This is a genomic window from Mesorhizobium sp. M0983 (assembly GCF_040318975.1).
Lineage (GTDB): Bacteria > Pseudomonadota > Alphaproteobacteria > Rhizobiales > Rhizobiaceae > Mesorhizobium.
In genome coordinates this window covers 242,908-260,198 of record NZ_JAMYNH010000008.1, presented here as the reverse complement: position 1 = coordinate 260,198, position 17,291 = coordinate 242,908, and the positions used below count along the sequence as shown (strand labels likewise).

Annotated in this window: 19 protein-coding genes; 3 read left to right on the top strand and 16 right to left on the bottom strand. The window is 62.8% G+C overall.

The window, feature by feature from the left end:
* Window positions 1–13: 13 nt before the first annotated feature.
* The 9 genes from NKH71_RS17520 to NKH71_RS17480 form a co-directional block, all read right to left on the bottom strand.
* Window positions 14–1,477: a RimK family ATP-grasp domain-containing protein gene (locus NKH71_RS17520; protein WP_023719872.1), complete on the bottom strand. Its 1,464-nt coding sequence runs from the start codon at window positions 1,475–1,477 to the stop codon at window positions 14–16.
* Window positions 1,474–2,580 carry a peptidase C39 family protein gene (locus NKH71_RS17515; protein ID WP_023719873.1) on the bottom strand — a complete coding sequence of 369 codons (1,107 nt, stop codon included), beginning with the start codon at window positions 2,578–2,580 and terminating at the stop codon, window positions 1,474–1,476. The genes NKH71_RS17520 and NKH71_RS17515 overlap by 4 nt, the downstream gene beginning before the upstream one ends.
* Window positions 2,581–2,788: 208 nt before the next feature.
* Window positions 2,789–3,583 carry an anti-sigma factor family protein gene (locus tag NKH71_RS17510; RefSeq protein ID WP_352481851.1) on the bottom strand — a complete coding sequence of 265 codons (795 nt, stop codon included), beginning with the start codon at window positions 3,581–3,583 and terminating at the stop codon, window positions 2,789–2,791.
* Window positions 3,580–4,098 (bottom strand): sigma-70 family RNA polymerase sigma factor, encoded by a 519-nt coding sequence (locus NKH71_RS17505; protein ID WP_023719875.1) that lies wholly within the window; start codon window positions 4,096–4,098, stop codon window positions 3,580–3,582. Before NKH71_RS17505 ends, NKH71_RS17510 begins: the two co-directional genes overlap by 4 nt.
* A gap of 153 nt (window positions 4,099–4,251) precedes the next feature.
* Window positions 4,252–6,975 carry a DUF2339 domain-containing protein gene (locus NKH71_RS17500; RefSeq protein ID WP_352895199.1) on the bottom strand — a complete coding sequence of 908 codons (2,724 nt, stop codon included), beginning with the start codon at window positions 6,973–6,975 and terminating at the stop codon, window positions 4,252–4,254.
* A gap of 84 nt (window positions 6,976–7,059) precedes the next feature.
* On the bottom strand, window positions 7,060–7,284 hold the full coding sequence (locus NKH71_RS17495; RefSeq protein WP_352494851.1) for a PaaI family thioesterase: 225 nt from the start codon (window positions 7,282–7,284) through the stop codon (window positions 7,060–7,062).
* Window positions 7,285–7,289: 5 nt separating this feature from the next.
* A complete protein-coding gene (recO, locus tag NKH71_RS17490; protein WP_352788928.1) occupies window positions 7,290–8,066 on the bottom strand; it encodes a DNA repair protein RecO in 777 nt (258 codons plus the stop codon).
* 115 nt (window positions 8,067–8,181) lie between these two features.
* Window positions 8,182–9,270, bottom strand: coding sequence for a porin (locus tag NKH71_RS17485; protein ID WP_352481853.1), 1,089 nt, complete (start codon window positions 9,268–9,270; stop codon window positions 8,182–8,184).
* Window positions 9,271–9,632: 362 nt separating this feature from the next.
* Window positions 9,633–10,337: an antitoxin Xre/MbcA/ParS-like domain-containing protein gene (locus NKH71_RS17480; RefSeq protein WP_352494848.1), complete on the bottom strand. Its 705-nt coding sequence runs from the start codon at window positions 10,335–10,337 to the stop codon at window positions 9,633–9,635.
* 348 nt (window positions 10,338–10,685) lie between these two features.
* On the opposite strand from NKH71_RS17480, the gene NKH71_RS17475 reads away from it, so the two are divergent.
* The 3 genes from NKH71_RS17475 (at window position 10,686) to NKH71_RS17465 (ending at window position 12,532) form a co-directional block, all read left to right on the top strand.
* Complete coding sequence (locus NKH71_RS17475; protein ID WP_023719880.1) at window positions 10,686–11,489, top strand: CPBP family intramembrane glutamic endopeptidase; 804 nt, start codon at window positions 10,686–10,688, stop codon at window positions 11,487–11,489.
* A 105-nt stretch (window positions 11,490–11,594) separates the two neighbouring features.
* The gene (locus NKH71_RS17470) at window positions 11,595–11,987 is read left to right on the top strand and encodes a winged helix-turn-helix domain-containing protein (RefSeq protein ID WP_352588676.1); all 393 of its coding nucleotides are present in this window, start codon (window positions 11,595–11,597) and stop codon (window positions 11,985–11,987) included.
* Window positions 11,945–12,532, top strand: coding sequence for a tetratricopeptide repeat protein (locus NKH71_RS17465; protein WP_352788931.1), 588 nt, complete (start codon window positions 11,945–11,947; stop codon window positions 12,530–12,532). The genes NKH71_RS17470 and NKH71_RS17465 overlap by 43 nt, the downstream gene beginning before the upstream one ends.
* Window positions 12,533–12,577: 45 nt before the next feature.
* Here NKH71_RS17465 and era read toward each other — a convergent pair whose 3' ends face one another.
* From era to pyrE, 7 genes are all read right to left on the bottom strand, one after another.
* Window positions 12,578–13,504 (bottom strand): GTPase Era, encoded by a 927-nt coding sequence (gene era / locus NKH71_RS17460; RefSeq protein ID WP_352588681.1) that lies wholly within the window; start codon window positions 13,502–13,504, stop codon window positions 12,578–12,580.
* Window positions 13,501–14,226, bottom strand: a complete 726-nt coding sequence (rnc, locus tag NKH71_RS17455; protein WP_031194250.1) for a ribonuclease III — start codon at window positions 14,224–14,226, stop codon at window positions 13,501–13,503. The genes era and rnc overlap by 4 nt, the downstream gene beginning before the upstream one ends.
* Before the next feature lie 4 nt (window positions 14,227–14,230).
* The gene (gene lepB / locus NKH71_RS17450; RefSeq protein WP_023719884.1) at window positions 14,231–14,980 is read right to left on the bottom strand and encodes a signal peptidase I; all 750 of its coding nucleotides are present in this window, start codon (window positions 14,978–14,980) and stop codon (window positions 14,231–14,233) included.
* 77 nt (window positions 14,981–15,057) lie between these two features.
* A complete protein-coding gene (gene acpS / locus NKH71_RS17445) occupies window positions 15,058–15,471 on the bottom strand; it encodes a holo-ACP synthase (RefSeq protein ID WP_023719885.1) in 414 nt (137 codons plus the stop codon).
* Window positions 15,468–16,049: a DUF2062 domain-containing protein gene (locus NKH71_RS17440; RefSeq protein ID WP_352494847.1), complete on the bottom strand. Its 582-nt coding sequence runs from the start codon at window positions 16,047–16,049 to the stop codon at window positions 15,468–15,470. The genes acpS and NKH71_RS17440 overlap by 4 nt, the downstream gene beginning before the upstream one ends.
* Before the next feature lie 232 nt (window positions 16,050–16,281).
* Window positions 16,282–16,662 (bottom strand): VOC family protein, encoded by a 381-nt coding sequence (locus NKH71_RS17435; protein ID WP_352481860.1) that lies wholly within the window; start codon window positions 16,660–16,662, stop codon window positions 16,282–16,284.
* A 13-nt stretch (window positions 16,663–16,675) separates the two neighbouring features.
* Window positions 16,676–17,254: an orotate phosphoribosyltransferase gene (gene pyrE, locus NKH71_RS17430; RefSeq protein ID WP_023719888.1), complete on the bottom strand. Its 579-nt coding sequence runs from the start codon at window positions 17,252–17,254 to the stop codon at window positions 16,676–16,678.
* Window positions 17,255–17,291 lie beyond the last annotated feature (37 nt).

The following is a 17,291-nucleotide window of genomic DNA, read 5'->3' as shown; positions in this document are numbered from 1 at the left end:
CTCAATTCGGATGTCATCGGCCCGGCCGGTCCAATCGCTCCAGGAACCACTGCGTCAGCCGCACCCAGACCTCGTCTTTTTCGCCGGAGTCTTCCCAGCCGTGGTCGAGGTTGGGGTTATCGTTGACCTCGATGACGAAGACGCCGTCCCTGGTCTCCTTGAGGTCGACTCCGTAGAGGCCGTCGCCGATGCAGCGCGCCGCGCTCACCGCCGTCTCGACGACATGGGCCGGCGCTTCCTTCAGGGTGAAGGTCTTGATGCCGCCCTGGTCGGGCTTGCCGTTGGCCTTATGATTGACGATCTGCCAATGCTTCTTGGCCATCAGATAATGGACGGCAAACAAGGGTTGGCCGCCGAGGACACCGACGCGCCAATCATATTCCGTCGGAATGAATTTTTGCGCGATCAGGAGGTCGGAATCCTCCAGCCATTCGGTTGCGAGCGTCTTTAACTCTTCGAAGGTGCCGCATTTCTTGACGCCGCGCGAAAACGAGGAGTCCGGGATCTTCAGCACCAGGGGGAAGCCCAGCGTCTGCGCCGCAACTTCCAGATCCGAGATGCCGGCTATCATCACCGTCGGCGGCACCGGTACCTTGTTGTAGGTCATCAGCTCGTTGAGATAGACCTTGTTGGTGCAGCGGATCATCGACAGCGGATCGTCGATGACCGGCATGCCTTCCTGCTGGGCGCGGCGGGCAAAGCGGTAGGTGTGGTTGGAGATCGAGGTGGTCTCGCGGATGAACAGCGCGTCGTAGTTGGCGAGCTTGGCCAGATCCCGCTTGGTGATCGGCTCGATTTCGACGCCCATCTTTTCAGCGATCTTGGCCCAGTGGCGCAGCGACGAAATCTCCGACGGCGGCAGTTCCTCATGCGGATCGACCAGCGTGGCGAAAGTGTAGCGCGCCGGCGTGCGGCCCTTGGTGTCGCGCCACTCGCGGTTGGTGTAGGTCTCCAGGCACTGGAGAAAGTGCGTTTCCTCGTCCTCGGTCATCCTGGCCAGGGGATGGAAGCCAATTTTGCGGATCGAGGCCCATTCGGCGCTGTCCCTGATGTGGACCTCGAGCGCCGGGGCACGAAACCAGTCGAACAGCAGCTTGGCGAAGCGGTCCCAGATCCTGGACGGTCCTATGCCGAAGAAAATGCAGACCTTCTGCGGGAAAGCGCCGCCCAAATCCTTGCGGCACTTGTTGAGTGCGAGTTCGAGTTCCGGCAACGCATGCTCATAGAGCTTGCGCTCCGACAGGTCGATCATCGTTTCGACCGTCGGGATGACCTTGTGGCCGCGCGAACCGGCGAGCAGCGAGGCGTAATACCCGCGGCTCTGGTAGCCGTAATTGTTCGATAGGTTGATGACCTTCGGCCGCTGCCCGCGAAACAGTGCCGGATGGGCAAGGTAGTCGCGATTGGTGATAATCTTGTGCGGCGTCGCCACCTGGTCGAGATCGTTCTGCCGGCCGGTAAGGATGACCCAGGTCATTGGCTGTCGCGCTTTCCGAGAGTGATGGCGGCGCGCAATCCGTCGCGGCCGAATTGCGCCATGTTCATGAAGATGCCGTAAGGCACGGGAATGTTGGCAGCATCGAGGATCGTCTCCTGCCGCTCGTCCTCGACCCAGGGGTCGTGGATCAGGATATGATCGCCATCGTCACCAATGGCCAATACCCAGTGCGGAACCTTCTTGCCGAACATCAGGAAGCCGCTGATCAGGACCAGTACCAGTTTTCCCTCTGCGATCGCGGTGCGAATGTCGTCAAGCCCGAATGAACGGTAATTCACCGGGATGCCGTAAAGTTCCGCGCGGCGGCGAAAGTCGACCTGCGCCAGCTCCATCACCCGGCGCTTGTCTTCGCTGCGCACCGATTGCAGGAAAAGCGCGCCATAGAAGGACACATAGATCTCAGCAGCAAGCCCGCTCTCATAGCCGGCGACGGCCAGCCCGAACGGCTCGCAGCCGCCGGGGCCGGACATCATGAAAACGGTCGTCGCCTCACGCCACAGCCGGATTTCCATCACCGGGTCCGGCACGAAGCCGGGGCCGAAGTAAGCCATCGCCATCATCAGGCAGCATGGTCCGCAAGTGAATTCGCAAGTCTGCTGATAAAACGGCACTTCGGTGGCGACCGGAATGTCGCCACGCAAGGTCTTTTCATAGCGCAGCGCCGTGGCGCCATCCTCGTAATAGTCCGGTTCGCGGCCGATCTTGCGGTAGCCGCTCCGCTCGTAGATCTGGATCGCGCGCGGGTTGTCCTCGCGGACTTCCAAACGAAGCATCATGCGGCCGTGCTCGAAAGCAGCGGTCTCGGCCTCTTCCAGCAGAAGGCGGCCAACGCCACGGCCGCCGAAAAATGGACCGACGGCGATCGAATAGAGCCGCGCGACGCCGCTGCCCTTGCGAAACAGCACGACTGCATAGCCGGCGACGCGGCCATCGCTTTCGCCAACCAGCAGTTCGGCGGTGTCGCGTTCGATCAGTTGGCGAAAGGAACGGCGAGAAATGCGGTCGCTCGAGAAAACAGCTTTTTCGATGGCGGCGAGGTCATCGACGTCGGACGCGCGGGCCTTGCGAATCTCGGCAGGCATGCGGGCTCAGAAAACCTCGATTGGGTTGTGGAAACGACCCTAGTCTAAACATCGGTCACACCAGCCGAAGTGCCAGCATTAAGCAAGCGCTATCGCACCTCGATTAGGGCCGAATTGTGACAGTTTTGACAGCAGGCAGGTCGCGCAAAGGCTTTGAGCGACCTCCGTGTTTCGGCATCGGCGCGGCTCCGGAAAAATGAGATCCTGCTCAGCTTTGCAAGGCCGCCAGAAGCTGGCCATAGGCGCTCTTGGCCACCGCGGCCAGCCGCTCGCGCGGCAGCGAGCCGACGACGGCGCAGCCATAACCCTTGTCCAGCCAGTAGACAGCCGCAGGACCATCTTCTTCCGACCCATAGGTGCCCTTGGCCTTGGCAGCCGATTCGGCGGTGACGAAGAGCGAAATGCGCGCGCCCTTGTCGTCCTCGTAAAGCAGCATCGCGGCCTTGCCCTGGCCGGCAGGCAGCAGCCGGCCACCGACCAGTTGGAATCCCTGCGCTGCCAGATCCGGCGCGACGAGCTTCAAACCCACCTGGTTCGACAACCAGCTCTGCAAATGATCCTTGTCGCTTGCCGGCACTTCCACCGCATGCCGCTTTTCGGCGGCATAGATGACGTGGGCGGCGATCGCTTCTTCGGCAAGCTGGTCCTCGGCCGTATTTTCCAGGCCGAGGCCGCCGATGCCGGCAAGATAGCCGCCAGCACCGCCAATCACCAGCATGGCGGCAGCGGCGACCGCAAGCCACCAACGCGAGCGCGACGGCGCCGCTCTGACCACCGACGCCTCGCCAAGCACCACCTTGTTCAGCCGCACCGGTACGGGTTCGTCCAGCACGCCGTTAAAGGCTGCGCGCAATGCTGCCCGGTCGGCGGCGTAGCGTGCACTCTTGGCCTTCATCTCGGCATTGGCCTCGAGCCATGCCTCATAGGCCGTCCGCTCGTCGCCCGGCAACTCGCCATCGAGAGCCATGTGGATGTCGCGTTCGGAGAAATCGCGCCGGCTCATTTCTCGACGATCCTTATCGAGCGGCGGCGCGCGGTATCATCCAGCAGCGCGCGCAGTTCCTCACGCCCGCGCGCGATGCGGGACATCAAGGTGCCGGCGGGAACCCCAAGGATGTTGGCGGCTTCGGCATAGGAAAACCCTTCGATGGCGACCATCACAAGTGCCGCGCGCCGGTCAGGGCTGATCGCCTGCAGCGCGTCGACGATCTCGCGCGAGGCGATGCTCTCGACCTGCTCGGCGGGTGCTGCCTGCGCCTCGCTTGCCTCGAGCGGCAGCATCGCCGCCTCGCCGCGCCGGTTCACCTTGCGCATCTGGTCGATGAACAAATGATGCATGATCGTAAACAGCCACCTCCTGGGGCTTTCTCCTGTCTGCCAATTGTCGAGCCGCACAAGCGCCCGCTCGAGACAATCCTGGACGAGATCGTCGGCGGAATCGCGGTCGCGCAACAGCGAGCGTGCATAGCGGCGCAAACGCGGTATTTCACCAAGGATTGCTGCCTTCTTTTCGTCCATGACCGCTGGTTCTGGAGCCCCTGTCCGTGGTGATTGAACGCGCCTTTGCGGCGCGGCGCAAGCGGCCAGCGCGAAGCGGTCCGCCGCCCCGGTCACCCAAGCAACTGAATAACGCTGCCGATGCCAGCTTTATTCCCGGCCAAATTGAAATCGTCAGCTATTGCTCGTCTCGAGCTTTTCTTTCGCCGCCCTTGTCAGCAGCCGCTGATAAAACAAGCCGATGCCGATGAGCACCGCGCCGAGGCCGATGAAGGACAGCGCCCGCAACACGCCTTCCAACTCCGACATATCGAAGACGAAGACCTTGAGCACGGCGACCGCGATCAGCGCCGCAGACGCTATGCGCAGCACCTGCGACTTCAGCCAGACACCGGCGGTGAGCAGCACCACGCCGATGGCCAACCAGAGCGCCGAATAGGTATAGGTCTCGAGCTGGCCGAGGCCGCTCCACAGGCCGATGAACTCGCCCTTGAACAGCCTCCTGACCGACAGCGTGGCATAGACGAAGGCGAGCACCGCCGCCACAACCGCAAGCATGGCCGCATACCATTTCGGCCGCTTGTCGCGGGTATAGAGCGCCAGTGCGCCTGTCGCGACTGCCGGCAACAGATAGGCGAGGAACAGAAGGTTGAACACCGGAATGCCGCCGGTCGATTCATCCGTCAGCAGCGGGTTCAGCACCACAAAATGCCGGATGACGATGAAGGCGACCGAGAGCACCCCAGCAGCCATCGAGCCGTAACGTAGCACCGAGCTTGGCGAGCGCATGTCGATGGCGACCAGGATTGCACCGGCGCCGATGGCGATCAGCGTATAGATCGCCTGTTCGGCAAGTGTCATCGAGCCGCTGTCGATGACGCCACCATGCATGGCATGACGCACCAGCATGGCAACGGCGAGCAGAGCAAACAGCGCGGCGCCGGCCTCCATGGCGAGGCGCGGCCGGCCATTGGTTGTGCGGGCGAGTTGCCAGGCGGCAAAGCCGAAGGCGAGCGCCGGCACGCCATATCCGAGCAGCAGCCAGTTGAACACGGGTGTTTTCGACAGGAACTCGGCACCGACGATGGTCGGGTCGAAGGCGGCACGGCCGAGCACTGCGATCACCGCACCGACCGAAATCCAGCCAAGCACCGGATAGCTACGCCAGCGCGTCGCCAGTGCCGGCACAACGGCGGCTGCTCCGAGCAGGACGGTTGTCCAGCCGGAGCCAAAGGCCATGTGCAGCATCAGCAGGCCGGCGATCGCCGCGCCGGCGAGCGCGAAGGAGACGGCAGCGCCGCCGGTCAGCGGCGGCGCTTCGCCGCGCGCTATCCATTCGCCGCCGGCGACGAAGATCCCGACCAAAACGGCCGCTGCGGCCGCATAAGCAAGGTCACGGTCGAGATTGCCGAAGGTGAACCAGAGCGCCAGCAGGATGACCAGTGGCGCGACAGCGCTCCAGGCCGCCCATGTGGCGGCGCGCAGCCAGCCAGGAGCCGCAAAACGGCGCGCTGCCCAAAAGCCGGCGCCGATGAAGACCAGGCCCAGCGCGATGCCGATCCTGAGCATCAAGGCATCAGACGCCACAACCGGCACGCCATCGACACCGAGAGCGCCGCCCGAAAAATCGGCGGCGACCGTGGTCGGCGGAATGATGCCGAGATAGACCAGCACCGTCGCCAGCCCGGCGGCGTGCAGCAGTGCAAGCGCTCGCGGCCGGTAGAGCGCTATCGCCACCAGGGCTACGATAAGGGCTGCTCCCTGCAAGGCATCGCCGGCGGCGGCAAAGACCGGATCGACGAACAGGGCCAGCGCTGAAAGAGCGACGAAGAACCCCGGCGCGATCGACGGCCAGTCGAAGCCGGTGTCGGCGACCGCTTCGCTGCGACGGCCAAGCCAAACGAAGGCGAGCACGGCCAGTGTCACCACGTCGATAAAGAGGATGACGGAAAGGTTCGTCCCCGGCGCTTCGGTCATGTAGAAGATGGTCCAGATGCCCGTGGCGACGAAGGCTGCGGCCATCAAGAGCCTCCAGTCGCGGATGCGGGCAATGACGCCGGTGGCGGCGAGCACGATCGCCAGATAGCCAAACAGCGCCCACGGATTGGGCGCCTGCGAGGCGACGAGTAGCGGCGTCACCATGGCGCCGAGCAGGCCGACGCCGGCCAGCGCCTGACCGTGGACCAGGCTTGCCGCGATCGTCGCCACGCCGATGGCGCCGAGCAGCGTGAAAGCGAGCGCCGGGCCGATGAAACCGTAAATGCTGTACGCGGCGTAGACCGTGCCGAACAGGATGAAGGCGCCGGCCGCTGTCAGGATCGCCGGGATATAGGCACCGGCGGCACCTTGCACCGGCACCCTGAAGCCGGTGCGCCGGATGAACTCGCCGCCGCCGACCAGCGCCAGCCCAAGTGCCGCCGCCATGAAAAGCCGCACGCCTGGCCCGAAAATGCCGGCCTCGATCGTGTAGCGGATCAGGAACAGGCCGCCCAGCGCCAGCGCGATGCCGCCGACCCAGACCGCCCAGCGGGTACCGAGCGCCGTTTCGACGTCGGATTGGCGGGCGGCTTTCGCCGCTGCCGCCGGTTGCGCCGGCTCCGGTGCGGACGGCGCCGCGGTATCGGCTTCTGCCTCTGCAGCTGATGCGACCGCTGCGGTCTCGGCCCCTGGCGATGCGGCCATGTCGGCTGCCGCCGCCGGCGGGATTGCGCTATCCGCCGGTTTGCTGTCGTTTGCAGCCGGTTCCTTGGCTTGCGGCGGCAGGACAGGCGCGCCCGAAAGCACGAGGCTGCGCAACGCGCCAAGCTCGCGCTCGATCAGGCCGATACGGCTCTGCTGGCGTGAAATGATGACGAACAGCGCGATGATGGCGACGAGGCCAATCAGGCTTTCAAACATGGCGGTTCCCCCAAACCAGGCCAGTCGTCACTGACATTCAATGTTCAGTGACATTCAAATGCGGCGGCCAGACGGCCGGTCCATTCAACGTGCCGCCAGATTGGCCGCCGGAAAGATCGAGCACGTTTCGGTGCCGAAAGCCAGCAGCTTGCCGTTGGCATCCTTCAGCGCCGCTTCCGAAACCGCCAGCGTGCGGCCCTTGTGCACCACTTTGCCCTCGCACACCACCTCGCCGGTCCCTGGGGTGATCGGCCGCGTCAAATGATGTCGAGGCCGAGCAGCGAAACCCGACCGGGATAGGAGTTCCATTTCGCTCACCTGATGGCTTCGCCGATGGCGGTTTCCCCGGCAAATGCCTTGCCGCCCGCATAATGCTTGCGCAAGGCGGCGAGGAAGCCGGCGCGGGCGCCGGGTGGTTCGATACCGCGCGGCTCGTAGACATGGCGGGTCAAAAAGAAGCCGGTCAGCCGGAAGGCGTCGTCGATCGCCGCCGGATCGGCGCGCAGGCCCGAACCGCGCTGCAGGAAGGCAGGCAGCGCCAGCATCTTGTCGCGCCACGGCGCGCCCGCCGCCCGCGACACGGCGCGGCCGGATTTCGGCGAGACGTAGGCAAGGTCCTGCCTGGTGCCGGTCGCCGCACACTGGCTGAGATCGAGGCCGAAACCGAGTTCGTCGAGAACCAGCAGCTCGAAGCGGGCCACCAGCTCGCCGGCGGCATCGGCATCGTCGAGATGGGCGATCATGACCGCGAGCGTCTCATAGAGACCGCGATGGGCATCGCGCTCGGGCAGAAGACGCAAATGCGCGGCCATTGTCTGCAAGCCGTAAACGGCAACGGCGCTGTCCATCAGCCGGGCGGCGTTCATTTCGATGGCCTCGGCCTGGAAGGTGCCGAGATGTTCGTCGAGCCGCGCCCGCCACAACAGGTCGACGCGGTTGCCGGGCTGCAAGACCGGCTGCTGCTTGCGCGAACGGCCGCCGCGCACGAGACCGAGATGGCGGCCATGCGCACGTGTCATCACCTCGAGAATGGCGCTGGTTTCGCCATGCTTGCGGGTGCCGAGAATGATTCCCTCGTCGCGCCATTCCATGACCAGAGCTTGTCACCGGTTGCATGGCGAAATCAAGATGAGCGACTTATCCGCCGCAAGCCAAAACGGCCCGTAGCGTATCGCTACGGGCCGTTTTGGCGAGATCGTCGTTTGATCAGAACGAGCGCTGGAAGCGGAAGATGCCGCCGATTGCGTCGGCATCGTCGGCATCGAAATTGTCGTAATAATCGACTTCGGCGGTGATCGTGTAACCAGGAACGATGGTGTAGGCGACATTGGCCGCAACGGCGAAATCTTTGTCGTCGGTATAGGAGACCTGGGCGTTCAAAGAGGTCTTCTTGTTGACGGCATAGCTGCCGCCGCCCCAGACGGCAAAGTTGCCAGTCCACGGCTTGTAGAAGTTCTTTGCAACGTTGTCGTCGCTGCCGTAGCCCGCCATCACGAACAGGGTCAGGTCAGTAATCGGCTTGACGTCGAGGCGAGCTTTGCCGGCCCATTCTTCCGACGTGCTGTTATAGGCGCCGACGGCGGTGATCGCACCCCAGTCACCCTTGTATTTCACGCCGCCGACGACAAACGGAACGTAGCTGTCGATCGACTGGTCAGCGCCGGAGCCTGTTTCGACCGAGGCGACTGCCGTAAAGCCGTTACCGCCGTCGAAATAGTAACTGATCAGGTTGGTGTCCTTGGTGCCGTACGGGATGATGGTGTCCTGGACGACGTTGCCGGCGTAGCCGATGAACGAATCATAGACAGTTTCATCCTTGCCGACGCGGAAACCTCCAAGCTGGATCCAGGCGAAGTTCAGGGTAACCGCCTTGTTGTCCTGCACGCTGAAATCAACACCGCTCACGGTGTGTTTGGTATTGCCGAAGTTGAAACGGGTCTCGGTGTAGGTCTTCAACGTGCCGAGCTCGGTTTCCTGGCCGGTCCACGTCTTCAAATTGAAGCGGGCATTCTTGTTCCAGGTCTGCTGTTCGTCACCGTCCATAAGGTCGTGGGTCGTCGCGCCGTCGAAAACGCGGCCACCGTCGCCGAAGCTGGCGTCATAGCGGACATAGCCGCCGATGCGCAGGCAGGTTTCGGTGCCGGGGATATAGAAGTAGCCGGCGCCGTAGACGTCGCAGATCTTGACGTATTCAGCGGGTTCCGGCTCGGCGACCACAACAGCGTCGGCGGCGCGCGCGCCGGAGACCGCGACGAATGCCGCGGCTGAGCCGAGAAGAAGGCTCTTGATATTCATTTTCTGACCTCTCCAGTCAAAGTTAAAAATGGCTTTGGATTCATGGGTTGAACGGCTGAACGCCTCACCCACGTCGAAAAAGGCGCGCACCGCACCCCCTCTTCAGGCGGCGAACATACTCATCCGCATTCCAGTCTCAATGACGATTCCAAAAATAATCAATGTTTGAATAACAGAAGAAATCCATGTTGCACAAATATCACTTCATATTTTATTCACGTTTGCTCCCGGCACAAACGAGACATTGTCACAATTGTATGAAACTATACTTATTCCATTAGCCGGCAAACCGGTCATAGTCCGGTTGACATTCCTTTTACGTGTTATTTTTTGGAATAGACTTCTAACGTTGGCGGCGAAAATCAAGCCAACTTCGCCATCGCTGCGTTCTGTGCGGCAAGAACGACTTCCGCCACCAGATCCTGTTTGAGCATTTCAATGGGAATACGTCCGGCAAGGCCGGGCGCAGGGCCGACCAGCCACGACCAGGCACGCCGCGGATCGGGCATCGCGGATAACACTTCGTTGATACCCGGAGCCGGCCTGCCGTCGACGAACTGCGCCAGAGGAAATACATGTTTGCGGCCACCGGTGCGCAACGCAACGACCGTGCCGCTCCGCTGCCAGCGATGCAGGGTCGAGCGCGATATGCCGAGATTTTCCTGCAGGAAGGTCGACCCGGCGACCCGACCGGCCCAGTCCTCGACCCGCATCGCGTCGAGGTCGCCCGTTCCGGCCAGGGGTTGGATGTCTGCCCCTTGGCCTTCGTGCGCCGTCGACAGAGGCGTCCGGGTACGGCGTTCCGTCGCTTCGGCCGCCAATATCCGCACGAACCGCGACGCCATGCCGGGCAATCTTTCCTGCATGGTGTCGATCGCCCTGATGTCGGTCGGCGCAAGCAGGGCGACGGCGGCGGCAACGGCCCCGGCGACCCTGCCCGCTGCGACGACCGCATCGCTGTTCGTCACCTTGCCTTGCCGCGCCAGCACGCGCTCGATCTCAACAGCGACGGCGTTTGCAAACTCGATCTGACGGATGGGGTCGATGCGATTCCAAGTCCCGGTCATGTCCTAATCTGGCTGTTTGCCCGCCTGTTCCGGTTTGCTCGGAAGCGGGTCTTTCGCACAGCCTATAGGCAGGGTGTATGACGGAGAGACGACAAACGGGAACCACGCACGGTCGCAGTGTCGGCAGGTGCTCCAGCCGATCTAACTGACCGATTTTGCATGAAATATCGGAAATTTCTCAGAACCCGCTCAGGATTTCGGGTCGCGCCGGTGCCAATAAGAAACGGGTCGACCGACGTGGTCCACGCATAGCCTCCCGGAATGATTCGGCCGGCTGTAAAAAATGCAAGTCGACCGATTGGGCAGCCCGGCGACCTCTCATTGTCATCTGCCCGTGAGAGGACTGACATGACTTCGTTCCTGCACCTGGTGCGGCAGCATCAGTTGGCTGCCTTCTTTTCGTTGGCGCTTGCCCTGAGCTGGTTTGCCTTCATCCCGTTCTACCTGTCGAATGGCGATAGCATTCCCTGGTTTACCTTCGGCCCGATGGTCTCCGGATTCGTTGTCGCAGCCCTTTCCGGAGGCTGGGCTTCGGTCAAGGCCATTCTCGCTTCCGTGGTGAAGTGGCGGGTATCTCCGCTGTGGTATCTGGTGGCATTCGGCCTGCCATTCGGCACGCAGCTTGCCTCGATCCTGGTCAATCCGCTGTTCGGCTCGGCGACGCCGGTCTGGAGCAACATTCCTGCTGTCACTGAGATACTGCCGATCATCGCGCTGTATGCGGTCTTCAGCGGCCCGCTTGGCGAAGAGCCGGGATGGCGCGGCTTTGCGACACCGCGGCTGATGGCCAGCCATTCAGCGCTGGCCGGAAGCCTGATCCTCGGCGCGATCTGGGCAATCTGGCATTTTCCGCTCGGCCTGGTCGGCGATCTCAGCGTCTACGGCACGATCAACGTCGTGCTGGCGGCAGTGGTGTTCACCTGGCTCTATCAGAACACCGGCAGTGTGCTTCTCGCCATTCTCATGCATGTCACCCATCAGAACAGCGTGCGCTTCCTGGGCAAGGTGTTCATCGACGCCGACCATGTGCAGCAGCAATGGATCGGTGTTGCGATCTGGGCGGTGGCTGCCGTCGCCATCGTTGTCTTCTACGGTACCGAAAGCTTCGTCCGCAGGTCGGCAACGCAGCCCACCCTCGCTGGCACCGTCTAATTTGCGGCGCCCAAATCAAAAGCCGCTTTCGGCGGCGACAGACCTTGACCCAGCCCTCCAGCCGTAGGCCAATAAAGGCACGGCTTCAGGGAGCGGGCCGTCTCGATGGCGGGTTCGGCCACTGACCAGGTTTTTCAGTTTGGCGGTTTCACGCTCGATCTGGGCAAAGGTACGCTCGGCCGGGCCGAACAGCCGGCCTTCCTGCGGCCGAAAGCCTACGCATTGCTGACGCATCTCGCCCGCCATATCGGCCGTGTGGTGCCGAAGTCGGAACTGATGGATGCGGTCTGGCCGGGTGTTTTCGTCACCGAGGATTCGCTGACGCAGTCGATTCGCGAGATCCGCAAGGTGCTCGGCGAGGAAACTATACGGACCGTATCGAAGCGCGGCTACATGCTGCGATCGTCAGAGACCCGGCCTATGGCCTCGCTTACACCTATCTGGCGCTGTCGCATGTGCTTAACAGCGAATTCGGACCCACCAGCGACGCCGTTCTGACGAAGGCCCGCGACCTGGCCGACCGGGGCATCGCATTGTCGCCGGACCAGGCAACGGCACACCGCATCCAGTCGCTGGTACGGCTCAATATGCGTGAGCACGAGGCGGCCGAGCATCATTTGCGCATCGCGCTCGAGCTCAATCCGGGCGACGCGGACTGTATCGAGCAGATGGGGCATCTGTTGACGATGCGCTGCCGGCCGCTCGACGCGCTCGCCTGGCTGGCACGCGCCATCCGCATCAACCCGCTGCACCCTCATTGGTATCAGTACGATCGCGCGCTCGCGCTATACATGCTGGGCGAATACCGCACGGCTGCCGAGGCGCTGGAGCTGGCGACGCGACCGAGGCCATGGATCCGCACCCGGCTTGCCGCCTGTTACGCTCAGCTGGGCGAGATGCAGGCGGCAAGGCGCCAGACTGCGCTGATCAGCGCTGACGGCTCCAATTTCTCGCCGCTCGACCATGCAAGAACGGGCATCCCCTTCGAAAACGCCTCCGATGCCGAACATCTTGCCGACGGCGTGTCGCTGGCACTTGGGTAATCCTGAGGCGGCCAACAGGCCGCTCGGCGGATCGCCCAAACAGGCTCAGTGCGGAAATTCGAGCCCCATTTCACGGTAGCGCTCGGGATCGTCGCCCCAGTTCTCGCGCACCTTGACGAACAGGAAGAGGTGCACCTTCTGCTCGAGTATGCCTGATATTTCCATGCGCGCGGCCTGGCCGATGGCGCGGATCGTCTCGCCCTTATGACCGAGCACGATCTTCTTCTGGCTGTCGCGCTCGACATAGATGGTCTGGTCGATGCGCACCGAGCCGTCCTTCTTCTCTTCCCATTTTTCGGTCTCGATGTGGGAGGAATAGGGCAGTTCCTGATGCAGCCTGAGATAGAGCTTTTCGCGGGTGATCTCGGCCGCGAGTTGGCGCATCGGCAGGTCGGAGATCTGGTCTTCCGGGTAGTACCAAGGTCCGGCCGGCAAGGTCTCGGCGAGATAGTCGAGCAGGTCCTTGCAGCCGGACCCGGTCAGCGCCGAAACCATGAAGGTGCGCTTGAACGGCACCCTTTCGTTGGCTGCCGCCGACAATGCCAGCAACGTCTCGTGCTTGACCCGATCGACCTTGTTGAGGATCAACACCATCGGCTGCCGGACATCCTTCAGCCGCTGGAGGATGGCGTCGGCATCGCCCCGGATGCCGCGCTCGGCATCGATCAAGAGCAGCACGATATCGGCGTCCTTGGCACCGCCCCAGGCTGTGGTCACCATCGCAGTGTCCAGCCGGCGCTTCGGCTTGAATATGCCCGGCGTGTCGACGAAGACGATTTGCGCGTTGTTGTGGGTGGCGATGCCGCGCACGATGGCGCGCGTGGTCTGCACCTTGTGCGTCACGATCGATACCTTGGCGCCGACCAATTGGTTGACCAGCGTCGATTTCCCCGCATTGGGCGCGCCGATCAGCGCGACGAAGCCGGAGCGGGTAGCGGGAGCTTCTGTTGCCGGAGCTTCGGTGGCGGTCATGCGGCACTCCCTTGATTGAGCCAGACGCCTTCCCGCTGCAGAAGTGCCGCGGCTGCAGCTTGCTCCGCCTCGCGCTTGGAGCGCCCGCTGCCGGTCGCTGGCGGATAGGCGCCGACCTTGACGCTGACGGTGAACAGCGGATCGTGGTCCGGTCCCTCGCGGCTGTCGATTATGTAAACCGGCACCGCGCCTGCCGCCTGATGCGCCCATTCCTGAAGTTCGGTCTTCGCATCGCGGCGGGCGGCGTCGATGGCTTGTGAGCGCGGTTGCCAGTACCTGTGGATGAAGGCACGGGCCGCTTCCAACCCGCCGTCGAGATAGAGCACGGCGATGAGCGATTCCAGTGCGTCGGCGCGCAGATTGACGCGCTTGCGCCCATCGAGGCCGCGTACGTCCGAACCGGCGCGAATGAGTTCCGGCAGGCCGATCTCCTCGGCGATTTCCGCCAGGGCCTCGGCGTTAACCAGGGCGTTCAATCTGAGCGACAGCTCACCCTCGGCGGCGTCGGGAAATGCCGCCAGCAGCATATCGGCAACGACAAGGCCGAGAACGCGGTCGCCCAGGAATTCGAAACGTTCGTAGTCGATACCGGCATGACTGCCGCGAGCGCTGGCATGGGTCAGCGCCCGCTGCAGGCGTTGGTGGTCGCCAAAACTGTGGCCGGTGCGCTCCTTGAGCGCCTCGGCGAGCGCATCTGCGGTCAGCCGTTTTGTCGCCGCCATGGTCCTAATTGACGAAATGGAACAGGCGCGAGGCTCGCATCTGCGACGGCCATTTCCAGATTTCGAGCGGGCTGGCGCTTCCGCCGATCGAGAAGAAGATGAGGTTGGCGCGGCCGACCAAATTCTCTTCCGGCACGAAGCCGACGGTGAAGCGGCTGTCGGACGAGTTGTCGCGATTGTCGCCCATCATGAAATAGTGACCGGGCGGCACCTTGAACTCTTTGGTGTTGTCGCCGATCGAAGCCTGTGTCAGGTCGAGCGTGTCGTAGGTGACGCCGTTCGGCAGCGTCTCGCGATAGACATCGACCGGCCCGTTCTCCTCGGTGATGTCGTGGTTGTCGATCTGCCCGACCTTGACGCGCGGCACAGCGACGTCATTGATGAAGAGCTGGCCATCCTTGACCTGGATCTTGTCGCCCGGCAGGCCGACGACGCGCTTGATATAGTCGACGGAAGGGTCCGGCGGAAACTTGAACACCACCACGTCGCCGCGCTTCGGCTCGGAGCCCCAGATGCGGCCCGAAAAGATGTTCGGCCCGAACGGCAGCGAGTAGCGGGAGAAGCCGTAAGACCATTTGGTGACGAAGAGATAGTCGCCTTCGAGCAAAGTCGGCCGCATCGAACCGGACGGGATCGAGAACGGCTGGAACAGGAGCGTGCGGATGACCAGCGCAAGCAGCAGGGCCTGGACGATGACGCTGACGGTTTCGCCAAGTCCGCCGGATTTCTTCTGGGTTTTTTCAGCCACGCTCATGTCGTCCTCGATTGTGCGTTGGATGGTATAGAGTCTCGGCGCGCGCTGGGCAACGTCATGCCGGTCGTCAGATGCAATCAATGTGGCGCTTCTTCGACCGGCAACGCTTCAATGATCACAAAGGCTTGAGCGAGCGGAAAATCATCGGTGATGGTGAGGTGGATCACGGCGCGGTGCCCTTCAGGCAGGATTTCGTCCAGCCGCGCTGCCGCCCCGTTGGTCAGCGCCATGGTCGGCTTGCCGCTGGCCAGGTTGACGACGCCCATGTCGCGCCAGAACACACCCTGCGCCAGACCGGTGCCCAATGCCTTGGCGCAGGCCTCCTTGGCAGCGAAACGCTTGGCATAGGAGGCCGCACGCGCCGCGCGGTTTTCGGAGCGCGCCTGTTCGATCTCTGTGTAGATGCGTTGGATGAAGCGCTGGCCATGACGTTCCAGCGACTTCTCAATGCGTCTGATGTCGATGAGGTCGCTGCCGATACCGATAATCATTCGGCGGGAACTTCCGGCCCGGTTTTTCCGGTCTTTGCGGCTCTTTCGGCCAGACGCTTGCGGCGCTGCTCGTGGAAAGTGACCATACCCCAGCGGGTAATGCCGTAAAACAGCAGGCCGAAAACCAAGCCAAGCGGTATTGCGCCAATGGTCATCGGCTTAAGCACCGGTCCCCACAACTGCGCAAAGGAAAGATTATGCAGCATGTCGCCGAGATGCGCGGGTGGGCCATGCGCCGGCAGGTGTTCATGCAGGATCAGCTTGCCGACCTCCCAGGAGGCGGCCCATAGCAGCGGAAAGGTCAGGGGATTGCCGAAGACCGTGCCGAGTGCTGCCGCCACCAGATTGCCGGCGATCAGCCAGCACAGCATGGCGGCAATGATGAAGTGGAAGCCAAGCGGGAAAAACGACGCGAATACGCCCGCCGCAACACCGGCGGCCACGGCATGCGGCGTGGCCCTAAGCCGCAGGATGCGCTTGGAAAAATACCGCAGCGAGCGCGAGAACGAGCGGCGCGGCCACAAATAAGTACGCACCCGCTCGAAAAAACCATCAGGCTTGCGCCGTCGAAAAAGCACTCTGTTCCTGTTCCTAGTTCCATCAATGGCTTCGCGCCGGCTTTTCCCAGCCGGGGCGCGACAGCCCTATGCTGCGCTTTGCGGTCACCGAAAGGCAACTACGACTTTGATATAGCGATGTGCTAGCCGAAGAACAACGAGGCCGACGGCATCCGCTCGGTCGCCACTGCGGCAGCCTTGGGTATCGCCATTCTGAACAGGGCATGATCGCGGCGAATTTGAGGAGCGCCACTCAGGAACGATACTCGCTGACCTCGACGAGGTTGCCGTCCGGGTCACGGAAATAGACCGACATCATCGGGCCACGGGCGCCGATACGCTCGACCGGGCCGACCTCTATGGCTACGCCGTTGGCCGCGAGGCTGGCGCATATCTCGGTGAGCGGCCGGGCGGCAACGAGACAGAAATCCCCAGAGCCGGGAGTCGGCGCCTTGGCCTTCGGCTCGAAGGTGCGCCCGACCTCATGCACATTGATCTTTTGCGTTCCAAACAGCAGCGCCGTTGGTCGGTCCGGCTCGTCGAGGCGCTTGAAGCCAAGCACGCGCTGATAGAAGGCGCAGCTATCGTCTACCGAACGAACTGTCAGCACGAAATGATCGATGCCGGTGATCACGGCGGCGGCTCCGTTATAAATTGCGGCTGCCCGGCTTGATCGCCGGTATGGCGGCAAGCTCGGGCGGCAGCCTGTCGGCCGGATAGGCCGGAACCTCGTATTCGGCGAGCGCGATCAGCGGCACGCCGACATCGGTCTTGCCGGCCGAGCGGTCGATAATGCATGCAGCGGCAACGACTTCGGCGCCAAGGCCGCGCAGGCAGTCGATGGTCTCGCGGATCGACAGGCCGGTGGTGACGATGTCCTCGACAATGACAACGCGCGACCCCTTGGCGATTTCGAAACGGCGGAGCCTGAATTCGCCCCCTTCCCGCTCGACCCAGATCGCCGGCGCACCAAGATGGCGCGAGGTCTCATAGGCCGGGATCAGCCCGCCGATCGCTGGGCCGACGACATAGTCGATCCTGCCGGGAACGCCAGCGCGGATCTTTTCGGCCAGCGCCTTGCACAAGCGCTCGGTCTTGTCGGCATGCATGAAAACGCGCGCCTTTTGCAAAAAGACCGGGCTGCGCAGGCCGGACGTCAGGATGAAATGCCCTTCGAGAACGGCGCCGGCCTCGCGGAAAATGCCCAGCACTTCATCGGTGTTCATCGTTCGCTCCATGCCCATGGTGAATGGTGAATGGTGA